Annotated in this window: 15 protein-coding genes and 1 pseudogene; 8 read left to right on the top strand and 8 right to left on the bottom strand. The window is 72.1% G+C overall.

Annotation, left to right across the window (positions count from 1 at the left end; translation table 11 throughout):
* Positions 1-226: 226 nt before the first annotated feature.
* A pseudogene (locus tag AB0C36_RS07585) lies at positions 227-1,339 on the bottom strand (phytoene desaturase family protein); the annotation flags it as partial.
* 59 nt (positions 1,340-1,398) lie between these two features.
* Between AB0C36_RS07585 and sigJ the strand changes: the two are divergent.
* The gene (gene sigJ, locus AB0C36_RS07580; protein ID WP_358350693.1) at positions 1,399-2,403 is read left to right on the top strand and encodes an RNA polymerase sigma factor SigJ; all 1,005 of its coding nucleotides are present in this window, start codon (positions 1,399-1,401) and stop codon (positions 2,401-2,403) included.
* Between the two features lie 216 nt (positions 2,404-2,619).
* Here the strand turns inward: sigJ and AB0C36_RS07575 are convergent, their stop codons facing one another.
* Positions 2,620-2,808 carry a hypothetical protein gene (locus AB0C36_RS07575; protein WP_358350690.1) on the bottom strand — a complete coding sequence of 63 codons (189 nt, stop codon included), beginning with the start codon at positions 2,806-2,808 and terminating at the stop codon, positions 2,620-2,622.
* Between the two features lie 63 nt (positions 2,809-2,871).
* On the opposite strand from AB0C36_RS07575, the gene AB0C36_RS07570 reads away from it, so the two are divergent.
* Entirely contained in the window at positions 2,872-3,600 is a 729-nt protein-coding gene (locus AB0C36_RS07570; RefSeq protein ID WP_358350688.1) for a hypothetical protein, read from the top strand.
* A gap of 51 nt (positions 3,601-3,651) precedes the next feature.
* Here the strand turns inward: AB0C36_RS07570 and AB0C36_RS07565 are convergent, their stop codons facing one another.
* Positions 3,652-4,821 carry a cytochrome P450 gene (locus AB0C36_RS07565; protein ID WP_358350685.1) on the bottom strand — a complete coding sequence of 390 codons (1,170 nt, stop codon included), beginning with the start codon at positions 4,819-4,821 and terminating at the stop codon, positions 3,652-3,654.
* A 158-nt stretch (positions 4,822-4,979) separates the two neighbouring features.
* Between AB0C36_RS07565 and AB0C36_RS07560 the strand changes: the two genes are divergently transcribed.
* On the top strand, positions 4,980-5,630 hold the full coding sequence (locus tag AB0C36_RS07560) for a TetR/AcrR family transcriptional regulator (protein WP_358350682.1): 651 nt from the start codon (positions 4,980-4,982) through the stop codon (positions 5,628-5,630).
* Positions 5,631-5,735: 105 nt separating this feature from the next.
* Here AB0C36_RS07560 and AB0C36_RS07555 read toward each other — a convergent pair whose 3' ends face one another.
* Complete coding sequence (locus AB0C36_RS07555; RefSeq protein WP_358350679.1) at positions 5,736-7,373, bottom strand: ABC transporter substrate-binding protein; 1,638 nt, start codon at positions 7,371-7,373, stop codon at positions 5,736-5,738.
* A gap of 322 nt (positions 7,374-7,695) precedes the next feature.
* Here AB0C36_RS07555 and AB0C36_RS07550 point away from each other — a divergent pair, with 322 nt between their 5' ends.
* The gene (locus AB0C36_RS07550; protein ID WP_358350676.1) at positions 7,696-8,589 is read left to right on the top strand and encodes an IclR family transcriptional regulator; all 894 of its coding nucleotides are present in this window, start codon (positions 7,696-7,698) and stop codon (positions 8,587-8,589) included.
* A gap of 87 nt (positions 8,590-8,676) precedes the next feature.
* On the opposite strand, the gene AB0C36_RS07545 is transcribed toward AB0C36_RS07550, so the two are convergent.
* From AB0C36_RS07545 to AB0C36_RS07530, 4 genes are all read right to left on the bottom strand, one after another.
* Entirely contained in the window at positions 8,677-9,687 is a 1,011-nt protein-coding gene (locus tag AB0C36_RS07545; RefSeq protein WP_358350673.1) for a 1-aminocyclopropane-1-carboxylate deaminase, read from the bottom strand.
* Between the two features lie 77 nt (positions 9,688-9,764).
* Positions 9,765-10,538, bottom strand: a complete 774-nt coding sequence (locus AB0C36_RS07540; RefSeq protein WP_358350670.1) for a GntR family transcriptional regulator — start codon at positions 10,536-10,538, stop codon at positions 9,765-9,767.
* A 673-nt stretch (positions 10,539-11,211) separates the two neighbouring features.
* Positions 11,212-11,826 (bottom strand): DUF4126 domain-containing protein, encoded by a 615-nt coding sequence (locus tag AB0C36_RS07535; protein ID WP_358350668.1) that lies wholly within the window; start codon positions 11,824-11,826, stop codon positions 11,212-11,214.
* Between the two features lie 560 nt (positions 11,827-12,386).
* A complete protein-coding gene (locus tag AB0C36_RS07530) occupies positions 12,387-12,740 on the bottom strand; it encodes an arsenate reductase family protein (protein WP_358350666.1) in 354 nt (117 codons plus the stop codon).
* Between the two features lie 324 nt (positions 12,741-13,064).
* Between AB0C36_RS07530 and AB0C36_RS07525 the strand changes: the two genes are divergently transcribed.
* The 4 genes from AB0C36_RS07525 (at position 13,065) to AB0C36_RS07510 (ending at position 18,942) form a co-directional block, all read left to right on the top strand.
* Complete coding sequence (locus AB0C36_RS07525; RefSeq protein WP_358350663.1) at positions 13,065-13,436, top strand: DUF6504 family protein; 372 nt, start codon at positions 13,065-13,067, stop codon at positions 13,434-13,436.
* 16 nt (positions 13,437-13,452) lie between these two features.
* Complete coding sequence (locus tag AB0C36_RS07520; protein ID WP_358350660.1) at positions 13,453-13,983, top strand: SAV_6107 family HEPN domain-containing protein; 531 nt, start codon at positions 13,453-13,455, stop codon at positions 13,981-13,983.
* Between the two features lie 194 nt (positions 13,984-14,177).
* A complete protein-coding gene (locus tag AB0C36_RS07515; RefSeq protein WP_358350657.1) occupies positions 14,178-17,999 on the top strand; it encodes a DNA polymerase III subunit alpha in 3,822 nt (1,273 codons plus the stop codon).
* Between the two features lie 214 nt (positions 18,000-18,213).
* A complete protein-coding gene (locus AB0C36_RS07510; RefSeq protein ID WP_358350654.1) occupies positions 18,214-18,942 on the top strand; it encodes a methyltransferase domain-containing protein in 729 nt (242 codons plus the stop codon).
* Positions 18,943-18,951: the final 9 nt, after the last annotated feature.

The raw sequence follows: 18,951 nt of genomic DNA, 5'->3' as shown, positions 1-18,951 counted from the left end.
CGCCCGGTGCGCCGGTGGCGCGCTCCAGATCGGCGGGCGTGCGCATCTCGTACCAGTGCAGGCGATCCGCGACCGGAAGGCCGCGCTGTGCCATGAGGTCGAGCAGCCGGCGCGCGAAATCGTCGCGTACGCCGGGCTGTTCCCAGTCCACGAGACCCTTGCCGCGGCCGTGGGCGGGGACGCGTACCTGGACCGTCCAGGCCTCGTCGTCGTCCGGTGCGCCGCCTTCCGGGGCCAGCACGCACAGGGTCGGATCCGTCGGGGGACGGGCGTCGGAGGCGTACAGCGCCTCCGCCTCGTCGGCGGGCGAGTCCGGGAAGAGGTAGGTGCGAAGGGGCTGTTCGGGCGTGGTACCGCGCAGCGCGAGGTGCAGCTCGACGAGGCCGGTGGCCGCACCGGTACCCGGCGCTGCCGCCGTTCGCGCCTGCGCCCGGGCTGCGAGCGGGCCCTGCGACGGCCCGGCCCAGATGACGGCGTCGGCGTCGATGCGGCCGCCGTCCGCGAGCAGGACGCCGTCGACGCGCCCGCCGGCGAGCGACACGTCCGCGACGTCCGTGCCGGTGCGGAACTTCACCCCGCGGTCCAGGCACCGGGCGTGCAGGGCCTCGGCGATCTTGTGCAGGCCGCCGCGTACCGTCCACAGGCCGAAGGTCTGCTCAAGGTACGGGAGGACCGCGAGCGTCGCGGGGGCCCGCCGCGGGTCGAGGCCCGTGTCCAGGGCGAACCGTTCGGCGTGCGCGCGCAGTCGGGGGTCGCGCACGGTGGACCGGACCAGCGGCCGCAGGCGCCGCCACGGTGTGGTGGTCCGGAAGTCACGGAACCCGCCCGACGCGCGCCGCGGCCGGTCCGGCTCGGAGGCCACCTCGAAGAAGCCGGTGCGCATGACACCCCACATGGCCGCGCCGCGGTCGAGGAGCCGGTTCCAGTCGGCCCCCGCACCGGTGCCGAACGCGTCGTCGAAGGCCGCGGCCGCACCGGCACGCGTCGCATTGGGGACGTCGACGACCGTCGCGCCGCGCTCGAACGAGCACCGCGTCGCCGGATCGACGCCGACCAGGTCGACGCACTCCTCGAGGGCCGGGCCGGTCTTGAGGAAGAGATCGCGGTAGACGGCGGGAAGGGTGAGCACCGCCGCGCCGGACGTGAAGGTGAAGCCGTCGCGGTCGACCGACCCGAGCATGCCCCCGACGCCGTCGGACCGTTCGCAGAGCGTCACCTCGTGGCGCCTGACCGCGAGCCTGGCCGCGACAGCGAGTCCACCCATACCTGCACCGACGACAACGATTCGAGCCACGTCGAAGGAGGGTACGCCACCGCCGCGACCCCGAATGTCACACATCCGCGAGCTGTCCCGTCCTTCCTGCGTGCCAGTGTGCGGACGACAGGCGGAGGTGCGTGATGACCGGCGGGATCCCGGGTGAAGAGGTCGGCGGCACCGGTGTGGGCAAGGCCGGTGGGCACGAGTCCGGCAGGTGGACGGGGAGCGGCCCGGGCGGCTCGGGCGGCCCGGGCGCCTCGGGTGGCTTCGACGAGGACGAGCTCGCGCGTGCGTTCGAGGCGGAGCGGCCGTACCTGCTCAAGGTCGCGTACGTCACGACCGGCTCGGCGTCCGAGGCCGAGGACTGCGTCCAGGAGGCGTGGCTGCGCCTGCGCCGGCTCGACGACCCGGCCGAGGTCCGCGACCTGCGGGCCTGGCTCACCACCGCGGTCGGCCGCCTCGCCCTCGACGCGCTGCGCAGCGCCCGGGCGCGCCGCGAGCGGTACGTCGGGACCTGGCTGCCCGAACCCCTCGTGGAACCCGCCGCCGCGACCGACCCCGCCGAGCGCGTCACCCTGGACGAGTCGGTGAGCATGGCGCTGCTGGTGGTCCTGGAGTCCTTGTCGCCGGCGCAACGCACCGCGTTCCTGCTGCACGACGTCTTCGGCATGTCTTTCGGCGAAGTGGCCGAGGTCGTCGGGCGCACGCCGTCGGCGGTGCGGCAACTCGCGTCGCGCGCCCGCCGCGAGGTCGAGGACGCGCGGCCGCGGTTCCCGCCGACCGCGGACGAGCAGCGCCGCCTGGTCGCCGCGTTCGCCGACGCCTGTCAGGGCGGCGACCTGGCGGCGCTCGTCGCGATGCTCGACCCCGACGCGGTCTGCCGCGGCGACGGCGGCGGCAAGGTGTCGGCGCAGCGCGTGGTCGTGCGCGGCGGCGAACGCATCGCGCGGCTGCTGCTGGCGTACTCCGCGCCCGCACCGATGGACATCCGGATGGTGACGGTCAACGGGACGGCCGGCCTGGTGTTGCGGGAACCGGACGGCACACTGTCGGTCATCGCGCTCACCGTGGACCGGCAGCGCATCACCGCGGTGGATGTCATGCGCAACCCGGACAAACTCACCACGCTTCGTGGGTGGATCTGAGTATCTGAACGCTGTCTTCCGGATGCCTGCTCAACTACGGTTCGAGCCGGGGGACGAGCGTGGGGAGAAACGATGCCGGGGGTTGTGCGCGACGACGGGAGTGCGGCGGCGGGGGAGGGGGTACGGCGCGACGAACCACCGCCAAGGGGACCGGAGTTGCCTGGGGCTTCGCCGGAAGCGCGGTCGGGGGCGCGGGAGTCGCCGGAGGGCGGGGTGTCAGACGGGGAGTTGCCGGAAGGCGGGATGCCGGACCGGGGTGAGCGGCACGGTGAAGCGCGGGAGGGCGATCGGCGGGACCGCGATGACCGGGAGGGCGATGACCGGGACCGCGCCGGCGACAGCGGTCGGGGCGGCCACCGCCACGGCGTCCGCGACGACGCGGACCGGCACGACGACCGCGATCACGACCGCGACGACGTTCGGCGTGCAGAGGAGCGTGACGCGCGGGATCGGGGGCCGCAGGCGCCCGTGGCGCGGACCGGTGCCGCGGCCACCGCGGGCCGCTGGGCCGCCCGCGGCATCGCCGTCGTCCTCCTCGTCCCGTTTCGCCTGCTCTGGGAACTCCTCAAGCTGACAGGCCGGTTGCTCCTCATCGGCCTGGTGTTCACCGGCCGCAAGCTGCTGGTGCCCGGAGCGAGGTTCGTGCACCGCTGGATCCTCGTTCCGGGATGGGCGTTCTTCCGGGACTTCCTGTGGGGCTGGCTGCTGCGAACCGTGCTGTGGGGGATCATCCTCACGCCCGTCCTCGCGTTCCTACTCGACCAGATCCTCAAGCCGCTCCAACGTGCGGTCGAGCGCTACCTGTGGCGGCGCGTCCTCAAACCGCTCGGGCAACTGACCTGGAAGCACGTGGTTCGCCCGACCGCCCGGGTTCTCATTTGGGTCTGCTGGACGCTCGTCGTCAACCTGGTGATCCGGCCGCTCGCCGCGCTCTGGAAGTGGGTCCTCAAGCCCCTGTGGCGGGCCTTCCGCCGGGTGCTGACGTTCGGTTGGCGCGTGGCGACCGTGATCGTCGGCGCGGTGGTGGTCGTCCCGTCCCGCTTCGTCTACCGCTTCGCCCTCAAGCCGGTGCTGGTCGGAGTGGCCGTGGTCTGGACGGCCGTGGTCGTGCCGCCGTTCCGGTGGACCTACCGGCGTGTGCTGCTGCCGATGAACCGCTTCGTGGCCGACGCCATGGGTGCCGTGTTCGGGCGTTGATCCCGGGCCGCCGGCCGGCGAGTGCCGACCACCCCAAGCGTTGCCGACGCCTCACCAGGTGACCGGAAGTTCGACCACGGCCGTGGTCAACTGGTCCTGGGTGAACCGGATGTCGACGGTCGGCACCGCGAGGCGGAGGTCCGGGAAGCGGGCCGCCAACTGCCCGAAGACCTCCGCGAGTTCGATGCGGGCCAGCGGCGCCCCGACGCAGTAACGGGCGCCGTAGCCGAAGCCGAGGTGCTGCGTGGTCGTCCGGTCGGGGTCGAAGCGCTCGGGATCCGCGAAGACGGCTGGGTCGTGGTTGGCCGTGAAGGTGTCGAGCAGCACCAACTCGCCCGCGCGTACCGTCACTCCGGCGATGTCCAGATCGGTCCTGGCCCAGCGCGGCATTCCGCCGGTGCCTGCGGACGGTGCGCGCATGATCTCCTCGACGACCGGCTCCACCCGGGCCGGGTCCGCCACGAGGGCCTGCCATTCGCCGGGCGTGGTGAGCATGAAGAGTGCGCCGTACCCGATCTGCACCACGGTTGTCTCGTGGCCCGCGAACAGCAGGATCATCGACAGCGAGGCGATCTCCGCGTCGCTGAGGCCGTCCGCCGCGCACAGGTCCGAGATGACGTCGTCGCCTGGATCGCGGCGTTTGAGTTCCACCAACTCACGTCCGTATACGTAGAGTTGCGTGAGCCCATCGGCGGATCGGGCGGCGTCGACGACGTCGCCGGCGGCGACGGACCAGGCGCGGAAGCGGTCGCGGTCCGCGTACGGCACGCCCAAGAGCTCGCAGATGACCAGGATCGGCAGGGGGAGTGCGAGCGCCTGGGCGAGGTCCGCCGGGCTGCCGCTCTTCTCCATATCGTCCAGGAGTTCGGCGGTGAGCTGCGCGATGCGCGGCCGCAATGCCCGCATCCGGCGTGGTGAGAACAGCGGTTGGAGGATGCGCCGCATGCGTGCGTGGTCGGCGAGTTCCGTCCCGTGGTTGCCGACCGGGGTGCCGAGGAGGGCGGACTCCCCGGTCCGGGGCGCCAGTTCGGGATGGGGATGGGAGCGCCCGAGGCGGTTGTCGTCGAGCAGCGCGCGAACCTCCTCGTACCCGGTCACGAGCCAGGCGTCGTCGCCGACCCGGGTGCGGACCTTGTGGATGACGCCCGTGTCGCACAGTTCTTGCAGCGCGGGCGGCGTACGCAGCGGTTCCGGTACATGGAAGGGCAGTTGAGCGGTCACGGCGGCTCCCCGTTCGCGTTTGTATACGCTCGATTAAACAAAGCTACTTGTATACTCTGAAGTTCACAAGGCAGGGGTGGGTGACGGCCGGCCGTGCTCGGCCTCGCCGGCACCGCGGACACCGCAGGCAGGCAGCGCAGGTAGAGAGAGTGGGCGCGATGACGGCACGGCAGACGGTTCCCCCGACCGCGGCGTCCCTTGCCCCGGCGGCGTCCTCGGCGTCCTCGGCCGCGCCGGTGCGCCGGCTGCCGCGCGCCGAGCGCCGCGAGCAGATCCTCGACGCCGCCACGCGCGCGTTCGCCCGCTCGGGCTTCACCGCGACCGGCCTCGACGACGTCGCGGCGGAGGCCGGCATCACGCGCGTACTCCTCTACCGCCACTTCGATTCCAAGGCCGACCTCTACCGCTCGGTCCTCGACCGCGCGTGCACCCGGGTGATGTCGGCCCTCGGGACCGAAGACCTGCAACCGGAGGCGCTGGGCGCGCTGCTCGGCGCGGCGTCCGCCGACCCCGACGGCTTCCGCCTGCTGTTCCGGCATGCTGCCCGCGAACCGGAGTTCCGCGAACTCGTCGACGAACTCGCTGCGGCGTCAACCGAAGTCGCACTCCGCCACCTCGCCCGGGTCCTCGCCCCCGGCCCCTGGCTCACCTGGGCCGCGGCGGTGGTCACCGCCATCACGACCGAGGCCGTCATCGCCTGGCTCGACGCCGGGCAGCCGGATCCGGAGGACGCCGCCTGCCGCATCGGCCTCGTCGTCGACGGCATCATCAACGCCGCGGGCGGACCCTCCTCGCGGCTGACCGGCTGACCGGCTGACCGGCTGACCGCACGCGAACGCCGAGCGCCCGTCGCCCCACACGCGGGGGAGACGGGCGCTCGGCGTACGACGTGCCGGTCGGGTCTGCCGGTCGAATCAGCCGGTCAGGCCGATCTGGTCCATGGCCAGTTGCCCTTCGTTGACCAGGGTCACGCCGGTGAGTTGGGGACGGTAGACCGTCGACGTCGTCGCTTCCTGCCACACCCACACGGGCAGATCCTTGGCGATCTCCCGGACCAGGTCGGTGTACGCCTGCTTGCGGGCCTCCGGCGTGGCGGCCGCCCGGGCGGCGTCGAGGGCGGCGTCGGCCGCCGGGCTGGAGTACCCGCCGTAGTTCGACGTGCTGGTCGAGCGGAACAGCGTGTCGAACGCGGGGTCCGGATCCGCCTGCCACATCCCGTAGTTCTGCGCCTGGAACTCGCGGTTGACGAGCCCCTTGGTGATGTACGCGCCGACTTCCAGCGCCTCGATCTCCATGTGCGCGTTGTTGTATTGGTTGATGCGGCTCTGCATGTACTCGGCGGTCTTCCGCGCGGTGGCGTGCTGCTGTGTCAGGAAGGTGAAGTTCACCGGCTTGCCCTCGGCGGCGAGCTGGTCGAACAGCCGCTGTGCCTCGGCCTTGTCGTACCCCGGCTGTTGCGGCACCGTCGGGTCGATCAGCGTCGAGTTCTCCCGGAACACCCCGCGTCCGGGCTGGACCTGGCCGTTGAACAGCGACTTGGTCAGGTCCTCGGCATCGATGGCGAGCGCGATCGCGCGGCGTGCGCGCGGATCGTCGAACGGCGCGCGCTTCAGGTTGAACAGGAAGAACTGCCCGCCGTCGACCTGCATCGTGTCGGCCTTGAGCTTCTTGTCCGCGGCCTGTTCGCCCGCCTGTCCGTCCGACATGACGGTCAGGTCGGCCTGCCCGGTGGAAATCGCGGATAGGATCTGCTGGTTGTCGGACACGGTCTTGAACGTCACCTGGTCGAGGTGCGGGAGGCCGGCCTTCCAGTAGCCGGGGTTGCGCACCATCGTCTGGTGGTCGCCGCGCACCCAGTCCTTGAGCTTGAACGGACCGGCCCCCACCGGGTTCGCGGCGAACCCGGCCGGATCGGCGCGGAAGGCGGTGGGGGAGGCGATGAAGGAAAGGCCGTACGCCACGGTTCGGTTGAAGCTCAGGTTGGGCGTCGCCAGCGTGACGCGCAGTTCGAGCGGCCCGGTGACCTCGGTGGTGACGCCCGTGACGAGGCCCCGGCGCAGGGACTTCATCGCGGGGTCGGCGTGTGCGTCCCAGTTGGCCTTGACGGCGGCCGCGTCGTACGGAGTGCCGTCGGTGAACGTCACCCCGGGCCGCACCCGCAGCGTCCAGACCTTGCCGGCGGCATCCGGCACCAGGCTCTCCGCGATGCGCGGGGTGACCTCGCCGGTCTTGGGGTCGAGGGTGATCAGGAAGTCGTACAGGGCCGCCATGCGGCTGCCGTCCGCGGTCGCGGTGTACGAGGCGACGAAGGGGTCCAGGCCGCGCGACTCGACGGGCAGCGGGATGGTGATGGACCCGCCCTGGCGTACCGGTGCGGTGGACGAGCCGCCGCCGGACGAGTCGGAGCCGCCGCCGCATGCGGTCGCGGCGAGAGCGAGTGCGACCGCCGCCGCGACGACGGACGGCAGCCGGAGCGTACGCCGGGGCCGCGGGCGCCGCGGGCGGCGTCTCGGATCGTCGGGACGGGCGGCGAGGGCGGGCCAAAAGGCCATCGGTACTCCCTGATCGGTGTGGTGGTGTCCCGGCGCTGGCAGCCCATAATGCTTGCCTTTGACAAGAAATCAAGGGTGGCCGAAACGGTTGACGGCCCGAGGGAGTGCTGATTGGTTTGGAACAGGCGTTCCATATGCGGAACAGAATCCACGGCGGAACGCGTCAATCCGTTCCGGGCACGGCGGCGTGCGCGGTACCGCGTTCCACAGCTGGAACCACCGGCGAACGGCGGGCCCGGCGTTCGACCTGACGGCACCTCAAAAATCTTTCGGCGCAGTGGCGTCGGCAGCCACGACGAGGCGACGCGAGAGGGGGTGCACGGTGCCCGAGCGGCATTCACCACCCACCGAGCGCGTCACCCAAGTGCTCAACCTGCTCGCCGAACACCCGCGTGAGCCGCTCACATTGGCGCGCATCGCCCAGCGCCTCGCGCTGAGCAAGCCGACGTGCCTGGGCATCTTGACGACACTCACCGAGGCCGGGTACGCGCACCGGACGCCGGACAAGGCGTACCGGCTCGGCCCGGCCCTGGGGCGCATCGGCCGCGCCTCCGAGGACGGCACCACTCCGCTCGACGCGCTGCTGCCGCACCTGCACGCGCTGCACCGGCGGTTGGGGCTCAGCTGCCTGCTGACGTCGATGAGAGAGGACGAGATCGTGGTGGTCGGCCGCGCCGGCGCGATCCGGGCGGCCGCGGCCCGGGACCTCGTCGGCGAGCGGTTCCCGGCCGTACCGCCGCTCGGGCTGACGCAGTTGCTGTGGAGCGGCGACCAGGTCCTGCACGACTGGCTGGCCCGCACCCCGCTCGTACCGGTGACGGCGCGACGCGGCGTGCTGAACGCCGTGGTGCAGGACGCGCGTACGCGCGGCTACCTCGTCGAACACCTCGCCGGAACTCCCGCCGCACGCAACGAAGTCCTGGCCAACCTGATCACATCCGGCATGGCGGAGACGGTGATCGCGACCCTGCGCGGCTATCTGCCCGAGGCGGATTGGAGCGAGTACGCGGACCCGCAGACGACCGGCCCGCGGGACGTCGCGAGCATCCACGCCCCGGTGCACGACCGGCACGGGGCCCAGCGCTACGGCATCGCCGTCGTGGTCGGCCGACGACGAGTTCCGGCCCGTACGTGCGACGCATGGGCCCGCGCCACGGCCGATGCCGCCCGCGCCGCGACGGCCGCGATCGGCGGATGGAGCCCTTGGGCTGGCTGACTGGCCGGCCGACTGGTCGGTCGGACTCCCGATTGCCCTCCTGACTGCCCGGCTGCCGGTCGGCTGCCCGGTTGGGCCCCTGTCGTCTCAGGCCCCGAACAGGCTGCTGTAGGCGTTGATCGCGGGTTGGCCGCCGAGGTGGGCGTACAGGACGTTGGAGTCCTCGGGTATGTGCCCGTCACGTACCAGGTCGATGAGCGCGGCCATGGACTTGCCTTCGTAGACCGGGTCGATGATGACGCCTTCCAGGCTGCCGGTGAGGCGGATGGCGTCCAGTGTGGACTGCACCGGTACGCCGTACAGTTCGCCGGCCCACCCCTCCAGCACGGTGATCTCGTCCTCGCGCAAATCCCGTCCCAGCTCGATCAGTTCGGCGGTCGTTCGGGCGATCTTGGCCACCTGGGTCCGGGTCTCGTCGATCTTCGCCGAGGCGTCGATGCCCAGCACGCGGCGGGGCCGGTCCTGGCCGGCGAAGCCCGCGATCATGCCGGCCTGGGTGCTGCCGGTGACACTGCACACCACGACGGTGTCGAAGAAGACACCCAACTCGCGTTCCTGCTCCTGGACCTCATGCGCCCAGCGGGCGAAACCCAGGCCGCCGAGCGGGTGGTCGGACGCCCCGGCGGGGATGGCGTACGGTGTGCCGCCGGCCGCGCGTACGTCGTCCAGGGCCTGGTGCCAGCTCTCCTTGAACCCGATGCCGAACCCGGCCTGGACCAGGCGTACATCGGCCCCCATGACGCGGGAGAGCAGGATGTTGCCGACCTTGTCGTTGACCGGGTCGGGCCAGTCGACCCAACTCTCCTGAACCAGAACAGCCTTCATCCCCGCGTGCGCGGCCGCCGCGGCGACCTGGCGGGTGTGGTTGGACTGGATGCCCCCGATGCTGACCAGCGTGTCCGCGCCTTGGGCCAGCGCGTCGGCGAGCAGGTACTCCAGCTTGCGTGTCTTGTTGCCGCCGAACGCCAGCCCGCTGTTGCAGTCCTCGCGTTTGGCCCAGACGCGGGCCCCGCCGAGGTGCGCGCTGAGCCGGTCGAGCGGGTGCACGGGACTTGGGCCGAAGAGCAGGGGATGGCGCGGGAACGCGTCGAGGCGCATGGGGACTCCATGGGATGTCGGGCGGCCCGGGGTCTGTGGGCGGGGCCGCGGGTCGCTGCAGGTGGCTGAGGGGTGGGCTACGAGTGGTACGGCGGATCAAGCCGGTCCGGGCGTAGGCCCGTCCCCGTCCCCGTCCCCGTCTCCGTCTCCGTCTCCGTCTCCGGCTCGGCCTCCGCCTCCGGTCCGGAGTCCGGAAGTCCCGTGTCCAGCAGCGGAGCCAGGGTCTGCCAGTTGGCGCGAGTAGCGGCCGCGGCCCCCTCGACGTCCCCCACCTCGCACAACGCGATGATGCGGTCATGCTGGCCGACCGAACTCCGGCCGCCCAGCGACGAAAAGCGCAGCCGTTCGAGACGCCGCAGGACGGGCGTGAACTGCTCCAGCACCGTGCGTACGGCGTGGTTGGCGCAGGCAGCCACCGCGACCCCGTGGAAGTCGTCGTCGGCGGCGATCGCCGCGTCGACGTCGTTGCGGCGCAGGGCGTCGGCGAAGCGCACGTTGGCCTGGCGCATGGCGCCGAGTTCGGCGGCGGAGAGGTTGGGGAGTGCTTCGCGTACGGCCAGTTCGTGCATCGCGGCCGTCACCGACTGCGCGGACCGCGCGGCGCGTACGTCGAGAGGGCTGACTCGCGTGTGACTGCCGGGCTTGCTCTGCACCAGGCCGGCCTGCTCCAGGCGGGCGAGTGCCTCGCGTACCGGAGTGCGACTGACGCCCAGCCACGCGGCCAGGTCGATGTCGTTGAGCCGCTCGCCGGGCGCGAGCGTGCCGTCGACGATCGCGTCGCGGATCGCGCGGTACGCGTTGTCGCGGAGTAGGGACTTGGTCACGAGCCCACGGGCTTGGGGAACCGGCATGCAATATATTGCATGCCGCATGCCGACCCCTGTCAACCAACACCCGTCGCCGGACACGGCGACTCCTCCCGATCCCGCAGCCCGGATCACACCGCGAACCCCCGACACCGGTCTCGACAACGATGGGCGAGTCGCACACGACCAAGTACTCGACGACATCCACCCCGCACCGCAGCAACGCAACCGTGCTGTACGGACTGCTCGGATGCGCCAAGTCGCACGTATCGACGTGCAGCGCGCGGACATCCTCGACAGCCCCGCGAAGGATCCTCCACCAGCGACGCGTCCGCCCACGCCCCCACCCCCGCCGTGCCCGTCCGCACCCCGAAGTGTCGAGACAACCCCACTGGATTGCCGCAAACCGCCGCGAATCGCCCCACGACGTCAGACCAGATCCCCCTGCGGCCGCCCCGCGCATGCCCCGCACGCGGCGTCAGCCCCGGGCCAAACCGCAACAACCCGCATCTCTCCGGCTTCCCGCCCAGAACCGCAGTTGTGTCGCGAAGATCGGTTGAACCCCGGAAACCGCAGGTGGAAGGCTAATTCCCAGGTCCCCGTCACCAAAAAAGGCTCGGGGCCCGAGACCGCCCCCCGGTCTCGGGCCCCGCCTTCCCGTGCCCGCTCCCCACGGCTGCACGGGCCCACCCCCCAGTGGGTCGTCGCAGTGTTTGACTCACGGACCCCCAGGAGGGTTGTGCGGGTTGGGATTTTTTCTGGGATTTCTGCGGCGGCGGAGGAAGCGGCGGATGCGGGTGGCGAGGAAGAGGACCAGGGCGGCGCCGAGAACCAGGAGGAAAAGGGCGATTCCGGCGGCGAGCCAGGGGTGGTTGACGGTCAGGGCCAAGACGGCGAGGACGGCGCCGTCTTCGCCGAGTGAGGTCACGGAATTGGTGAAGGGTTCTGGGGAGGTGTTGACGGCCATGCGGAAGCCGGCTTTGACGCTGTGGCTGCCGAAGGCCATGCCGCCTCCGCCGAGGGCGGCGGCGAGTTGTTGGGCGGTGTCGGCGTCGCCTACGCCCGCGTAGAGGGCGCCGATCCAGGCGCCGACGAGGGGGCGTACGACGGTGTGGACGGCGTCCCAGGCGGAGTCGAGGTAGGGGATCTTGTCGGCGACGAACTCGATGACGAAGAGGATCGCGGCGACGACGAGGACGTCGGTGCGTTCGAGCATCGCGGGAGTGCTGTCGTCGATGCCCAGGCGGCCCATGCCCCCGAGGATGAGAACGGTGGCGTACGCGTTGGTGCCGCTCGCCCAGCCGCTGGTGACCACCATGGGGGCGATGTCCATGCGCGCCCCCTGAGTGAGGTTTGCGGCAGTTGTCGTGATCTTGACGTTAACCCGCAGGTCGAGGGGCCGCATACTCAGACGCGCTCAGCGGTCCGGACCTTTCTACTCGGGTTGCGATCTGAGTACCTGTACGGATACCCGGGGGCCTTCGCACCGGCAGAGTTGTCGCCAACGGGGAAGTGCAGGACCGCGGTCCGGACGTCGGGGGGCGGACGGTCCGCGGAACGGGGGAACGGGGGAACGGGGGAACGGGGGACAACGGGGATCTCGCGGGGGGATCGCGGGATCCCGAGGGGGGAAACGGGGACCGGGTTCCCCGGGCTGTCGCGCACGGGGGTGCGGCGGCCCGGGGGGCCTTGCGGGAAACGCGTTCGTGCATGCGTACGGGACGCGGGGGTCGCATCTGCACCGCCGACACGGGGCGGCGGTTCGGGTGCCGTCGTCACTGCTGTCACGGGGGTGGTGGCCGACGACGAAGCGGGCTGTGCCTCCACGGGGGAGGCACAGCCCGCTGTCCTGTTTGGCGCCGTCTTCGGGGGCGGGGCGGTTCAGAGGAGGATTCAGAGGAGGGACTGCAGCGCCTGGTCGGTGCGGGCGACCACGGCGCGGCCGTCGTCGCCGATCACGATCGGGCGCTGGATCAGCGCGGGGTGCTCGGCGAGGGCCGTGATCCACCGCTCGCGCTCCTCGGCGGTCCTGGGCCATTCCGTGACGCCCAGGTCCTTGGCGGCCTGGTCGCCGGTTCGGGTGATGTCCCAGGGGTCCATGCCCAGGCGCTCCAGTACGTCGCGGATCTCGTCCGCGCTCGGCGGGTCCTCCAGGTAGCGGCGGGTGCCGTAGTCGACGCCGGCCTCGTCGAGGAACGCGGTCGCCGCACGGCTCTTCGAACAACGCGGGTTGTGCCAGATCTCCATGGCCGCAGCATAGGCATCGACGGCCGGGTGTCAGTGGCTCGTGCGACGGTGGTTCCCGAGCGCCGAAAAATCGAACAAAGATCGAAAACAGCAGGAGCGCGGCAAGGCTGGCGACTCGCGCCTTATGACGTTGACGTCGTGGAAGCCGCGAGGTTTACTGAAGCCACAGGTTCGAACTTGAGTTCGATTTTCGAAGGTGGCTCCGAAGGGGCCGGCCTCGCGGGGATCGACAGGGGCTCGGGTTCGTCCGGCGGAAACCGACCCCGGCCGGGGGTGCGAGGGGAAGCGCATCTCCGGCCGGGTCACCGCAGTGAAGGAGAGGCCATGGCACGTCGTCACATCGACCCGGTGGAGGTAGTACGCAGCGGAGGGGAACCGGCCCGGTTCCTGTGGCACGACAAGCTGTACGTGGTGAGGGACGTCCTCGACCACTGGGTGGAGAACGAGGAGTGGTGGCACGCCGGTCACACCAACCGCGCGGGAGCGCACACAGGCGCGGGTGCCCGCACGGGGAGCCGTACGAGCGGCGTGGTGACCGCGGACGCCCCGGCGGCCGGCACGGGGACGGCCCTCCTGGCCATCGAACGTGAGGTCTGGCGCGTCGAGGCAGCCGCCGGCCGCAGCGCGCCGCTCGGCGTGTTCGACCTGAGGCTCGACTCGCAAGGTTCCTGGACCCTCGCCCGGACCCTGGACTGAAGGCGGCGATGTGATCATGGCCACCGAATCCGCAGCAGCACGACGCCGACCGGGGGAGACGGGCGACCGTACCCGCGACAACCGGGACATACCCCACCTCCCGTCGATACCCCGCGCACCCGTGCGCTGGACCAGTGCGCCGCCCGGCGCTCTCGACCTCCTCGCCCACGCCCGCCGCGCACTCGCGGAGGCAGCCGAGGCAACCGCGCCCAACGAGCGCTACGCCGCCGCGCATCTCGCGGCGCTGCGTACGACCGCCGCAGTATTGGCCGCGCGGGCCCGCCCCGAGGAGGAGAAGCCGGGACGCCGCCGCGCGCCCCGCAGCGCGTGGCAGCTGCTGCCCCAGGTGGCCCCTGAACTGACCGAGTGGGCCGGATACTTCGCGAGCGGAGCGCGCAAGCGCGCGGCGGCCGAGGCAGGACTGCCGAACGCCGTCACCGCGCGCGAGGCCGACGATCTCGTGCGGGACGTGGGGGTGTTCATCCGCCTCGTCGTCCGACTCCTCGGCCTGCCGGCGCTGACCGTGGTGCCGCCGCAGGAGGACTGACCACCGCGTACCGCCGCCGGATCAGCGCGGATCACCGCGGATCCGCGGCGGTACGCCCCAGGACCGCATCAGGTCCGCCGCGGATCCGCTCGCGCGGGATCCGATTGCTCGGGGGAGCAAGGCCCCATCCGTTCCGACCGGTTGACGGAGCAGCCGCCGCCGCACGTACCGCCCCCGACCCCATCGAGCACCCCATGACCCCTCCGTTCACCCACCTGCACGTCGCCTCGGGGTATTCGATGCGGTACGGCGTGCCCCATCCGCACACCCTCGTCGAGCGCGCCGCCGACGAGGGCATGGACGCGCTGGCCCTCACCGACCGCGACGGCGTCTACGGCGCCGTCGCGTTCGTGAAGGCCTGCGTCAAGGCGGGCATCCGCCCGATCATCGGGGCGGATCTGGCCGTGCTCCCGGAAGACGGCGGGGCGGACCCCCGCGGCGGTCGCAACAGCCGTGGCAGCAGGGGCGGCAGGCCGGGTGAATACGCCGACGCCGGCGGGTTCGGCGGCGTCGGGCTCGGCGGTGGCGCCCGGGGGAGCGCCAAGACCCGCAAGACCCCCGCGCGCGGCGGAGCGTACGTCGACCCCCGCCACCCCCGCGTCACCGTCCTCGCCCGCGGTCGCACCGGCTGGGCCGCCCTCTGCCGACTCATCAGCGACGCCCACCGCCGGGGCCGCGAGACGCAGGTCCACGACGCGGCCGCGCGCCCCGTCCCCGCGTGCACCCGTGCGTCGCTCGCCGAACACGCCGCGCGCGGCGACCTGGTGGTGCTCATCGGACCCGACTCCGAGTTCGGCCGTGCGGTGGCGGCCCGGCGCGACGCCCACGCCGCGCACCTGCTCACCGCGTACCGTGACGCCCTCCCGCCCGGCGCGCTGCACGTCGAACTGGTCAGCCACCTCGGCCCGTCCGGCGGTCCGATGTCCACCACCCTCGCCGCGCGCATGCTGCTTGCGGCCGACGCGCTCGGCGTCCCGGCCGTGCTGACCAACGCCGTCCGGTACGCCGAGCGCGGCGACGCACCCGTCGCCGACGTCCTCGACGCCTCCCGCCGCCTGGTGCCGCTCGGTCACCGCCATCTCGACCGGGTGGGCAGCGAGGGCTACTTGAAGCCGGCCCTCGACATGGTCCGCGTGGCCGCCGAGATCGCCCTGCACGCCGACCGCGGAACCGCGGGCGCGCTGCTGGCCCGTACCCGCGACCTGGCCGAGTCGCTCGTGCTCGATCCGCGCGAAGACCTCGGCATGGGCAAGGTGTTCTACCCGGAGCCGGAGGTCGTCGGAGTGGCGTCCCACGAGGCCGCGGCGGAGCTGCGGCACCGCTGCGAGGCGGGGCTCGGGCTGCGCGGGATGGAACCGACCGCGAAGGTACGCAAGCGCCTTGACGACGAACTCGACCTGATCGGACGGCTCGGACTGCCGTCGTACTTCCTGACCGTCGCGGGAGTCGTCGACCTCATCCGTGAGATGGGCGTGCGCTGCGCGGCGCGCGGCTCGGGGGCGGGCAGCCTGGTCAACCACCTGATCGGCATCTCCGGCGTGGACCCGATGCGGTACGGCCTGATCATGGAGCGCTTCGTCTCCGACCGCCGCTCCGCACTGCCGGACATCGACGTCGACGTCGAATCGGCCCGCCGCACCGACGTGTACGAGCGCATCCTCGAGAAGTTCGGCGCCGAGCGCTGCGCGATGGTGTCGATGACCGAGACGTACAAGGCACGCCACGCGATCCGCGACGTCGGTGCCGCCCTCGGCCTGCCGCCCGGTGAAATCGACGCGGTGGCAAAGGCGTTCCCGCATATCCGCGCCCGCGACGTCCGGGCCGCGCTGCGCGACCTGCCCGAACTGCGCGCCTCCGGCATCACGGAGGGGAGCTTCGGCACGTTGCTCACGCTCGCCGAACGCCTCGACCGGCTGCCGCGCCACCTGGCGCTGCACCCGTGCGGCGTGTTGCTGTCCGACGTCAGCCTGCTCGACCGCACGCCCGTGGAGACCAGCGCGCAGGACTTCCCGATGAGCCAGTTCGGCAAGGACGACGTCGAGGACCTGGGGCTGCTCAAGCTGGACGTGCTGGGCGTACGCATGCAGTCCGCGATGGCGCACGCCCTCGACGAGGTCGAGCGCACCGGCGGCGGGCGGATCGACCTGGACGCCGTGCCGTTCGACGACCCGGACACCTTCGAGCTGATCCGGTCGACGCGCACCCTCGGCTGCTTCCAGATCGAGTCGCCCGGACAGCGGGAACTGGTGGGCAAGTTCGCCCCCGAGACGTTCGAGGACCTGATCGTCGACATCTCGCTGTTCCGGCCGGGGCCGGTCAAGAGCGACATGGTCACCCCGTTCCTGAACGCCCGTCAGGGCTGGTCCGCACCCGACGTCATCCACCGCGACCTGTGGCCCGCGCTCGCCGAGACCGAGGGCGTCGTGGTGTTCCACGAGCAGGTGATCCGCATGGTCGCGACCATGACGGGCTGCGACTTCGCCCGGGCTGACGTCGCGCGGCGCGCGCTGGGCACGGTCGACGGGCAGGTCGCGATCCGCGACTGGTTCTGCGTCGAGGCGGACCGGCGCGGGTACGACCGGGCCACCGTCGAACGGGTGTGGGAAGTCCTCAAGGCGTTCGCGTCGTTCGGGTTCTGCAAGGCGCACGCGGCGGCCTTCGCGGTGCCGACGTACCAGTCCGCGTGGCTCAAGGCGCACCACACGGCGGCCTTCGTCGCGGGTCTCCTGACCCACGACCCGGGGATGTACCCGAAGCGTCTGATCCTGGACGACGCACGGCAGTTCGGGGTCCCGGTGCTGGGGGTCGACGTCAACGTCTCGGACGCCGTCTACCGCGTCGAGGAGGCCGGCGGACAGGAGGGCATCCGCATCGCGCTGGCCGAGGTGAAGGGCATCAGCGAGGCCGAGGTCGAACGCATCCTCGGGGTACGACCGTTCACCTCCCTGGCCGACTTCTGGCACCGCACCGGGGTGTCCCGGCCGGTGACCGAGCGCCTGATCCTGGTCGGCGCGTTCGACGCGGTGCACGGCATCGGTACGGGCGGCGGCGGGCCGACGCGGCGGGACTTGCTGCTGCAACTGACCGACCTGGACCGATACGGCCGCGAGGTCGCGCCGGCCAAGGGCCGACGTGCGGCGGGGGCCGGCGGCCGGCCGGGAGCCGTGGCCACGGCCGGAACCGGAACCGCAACCAAAACCGGCAGCAGCAACAGCAACGCGCCCGGGCCCGGGCCCGGAACCAAAGCCGGGAACAGAGCCGGAAACAGAGCCGGGACGTGGCCTTCCGGGGCGTCCGCCGCCCAACTCGCCTTCGGACTCGCCGACAACGAGGCGCCCGCGGTGACCGGCCTGCCGGAGATGACACCCGCCGAACGGGTGCGCGCCGAACTGGAGATCCTGGGCATGGACGCCGACCGGCATGTGGTCGGCTTCTACGACGACTTCCTCGACGCGATCGGCGTGACGCGCTCGCGCGACCTGCTCGCCCGGCGGTCGCGCAGCGAGATCCTGGTCGCGGGCGTCAAGGTCGCCACCCAGACCCCGCCGGTGCGGTCCGGCCGCCGCGTCGTGTTCCTGACCCTCGACGACGCGACGGGGCCGGTCGACGCGACGTTCTTCGAGGACGCCCAGGGCCCCTACGCCGCCACGCTGTTCCACTCCTGGCTCCTGGTCGTACGCGGCGTGCTCCGGCGTACCGGCCCGCGCGGGGTGTCGCTGCGCGCGACCGGCTGCTGGGAGATGGGCGCGCTGCACGAGGCCTGGTGCGAGGGCGGTACCGAAGCCGTCCACGCACTCATGGCGGGTGCCGGGGCTGCGGGCGCGACTGCCGGGGTCACCGAGGAGGCCGTCGAGGGCGCCGCGGCGAGCCGTTCGACCCGACCGGTGATGCACCGCGTGCTGGTGCATGCGAGCGGGTTCAAGGTGTCGCCGTACGCCGACCTGCGCCCGCCGGGCACTCCCACCAAGGACGCGCCGCGCAAACTGTGGCACGCGAGCCCGGGGAGTTCGGGATGACGCCGCCCGAAGCGCCGCCCGGCGTGCTGCCCGGCAAGCCGCCCGAGCCGATGCCCGAGCCGATGCCCGAACCGATGCCCGAACCGATGCCCGAACCGATGCTTGAGCCGCCCGAGGCGCCGCCCAAGACGCTGTCCACGGCGCTCGCGGCCGGGCGAATCCGCGTCAATCCGGCACTAGGGTGGAGCTCCCGGCAGACGACAGGAGGCCTCCCGTGTCCGACCAGATGCGACGCCGCAGCTCGATGCGTACCGCTGTGGTGTGGCAGGTGCTGCGCGACGCGCTGGACCGCCGCGCGCGGGCCGCGGGGCGGAATGTGCTCGACGTCCTCGACACCGGGGGCGGCACCGGCAACTTCGCCGTGCCGCTGGCCCGGCTCGGGCACCGGGTCACCGTCGTCGACCCCAGCCCCGACGCGCTGGCCGCGCTGGAGCGGCGGGCGGCCGAGGCCGGCGTCACCGACCTGGTCAAGGCGTACCAGGGCGACACCCAGAACCTGTTCGACGTGGTCGAGCGGGAGGCCGCGGACATCGTGCTGTGCCATGGCGTCCTGGAGGTCGTCGACGAGCCCGACGATGCGCTGGGCACCGTCGCGGCGTCGCTGCGCGACGGCGGCACGCTCAGCCTGCTCGCCGCGAACCGCACCGGGGCCGTGCTGGCACGGGCCCTGGCCGGGCACTTCGCCCAGGCCGCCGCGGCGCTCGCCGACCCGGCGGCGCTGCCGCGCAGGTTCTCCGTCGACGAACTCACCGCGCTGCTCACCAAGGTGGGCCTGCGGCCGGGACCGGTGCACGCGGTCCGGGTCTTCGCGGACCTGGTGCCGGGTGTGCTCGTCGACGACCCCGCGTCGTTCGACGCGCTGCTCGACCTGGAGCGGGCCGCGGCGGAACTGCCCGAGTACCGGTCGTTGGCGACCCAGATCCACCTGCTCGCCGACAAGTAGCGCGCCCGG

Source organism: Streptodolium elevatio (assembly GCF_040649515.1).
GTDB classification, from domain to species: domain Bacteria; phylum Actinomycetota; class Actinomycetes; order Streptomycetales; family Streptomycetaceae; genus Yinghuangia; species Yinghuangia elevatio.
This window is presented reverse-complemented; position numbering and strand designations above follow the sequence as displayed.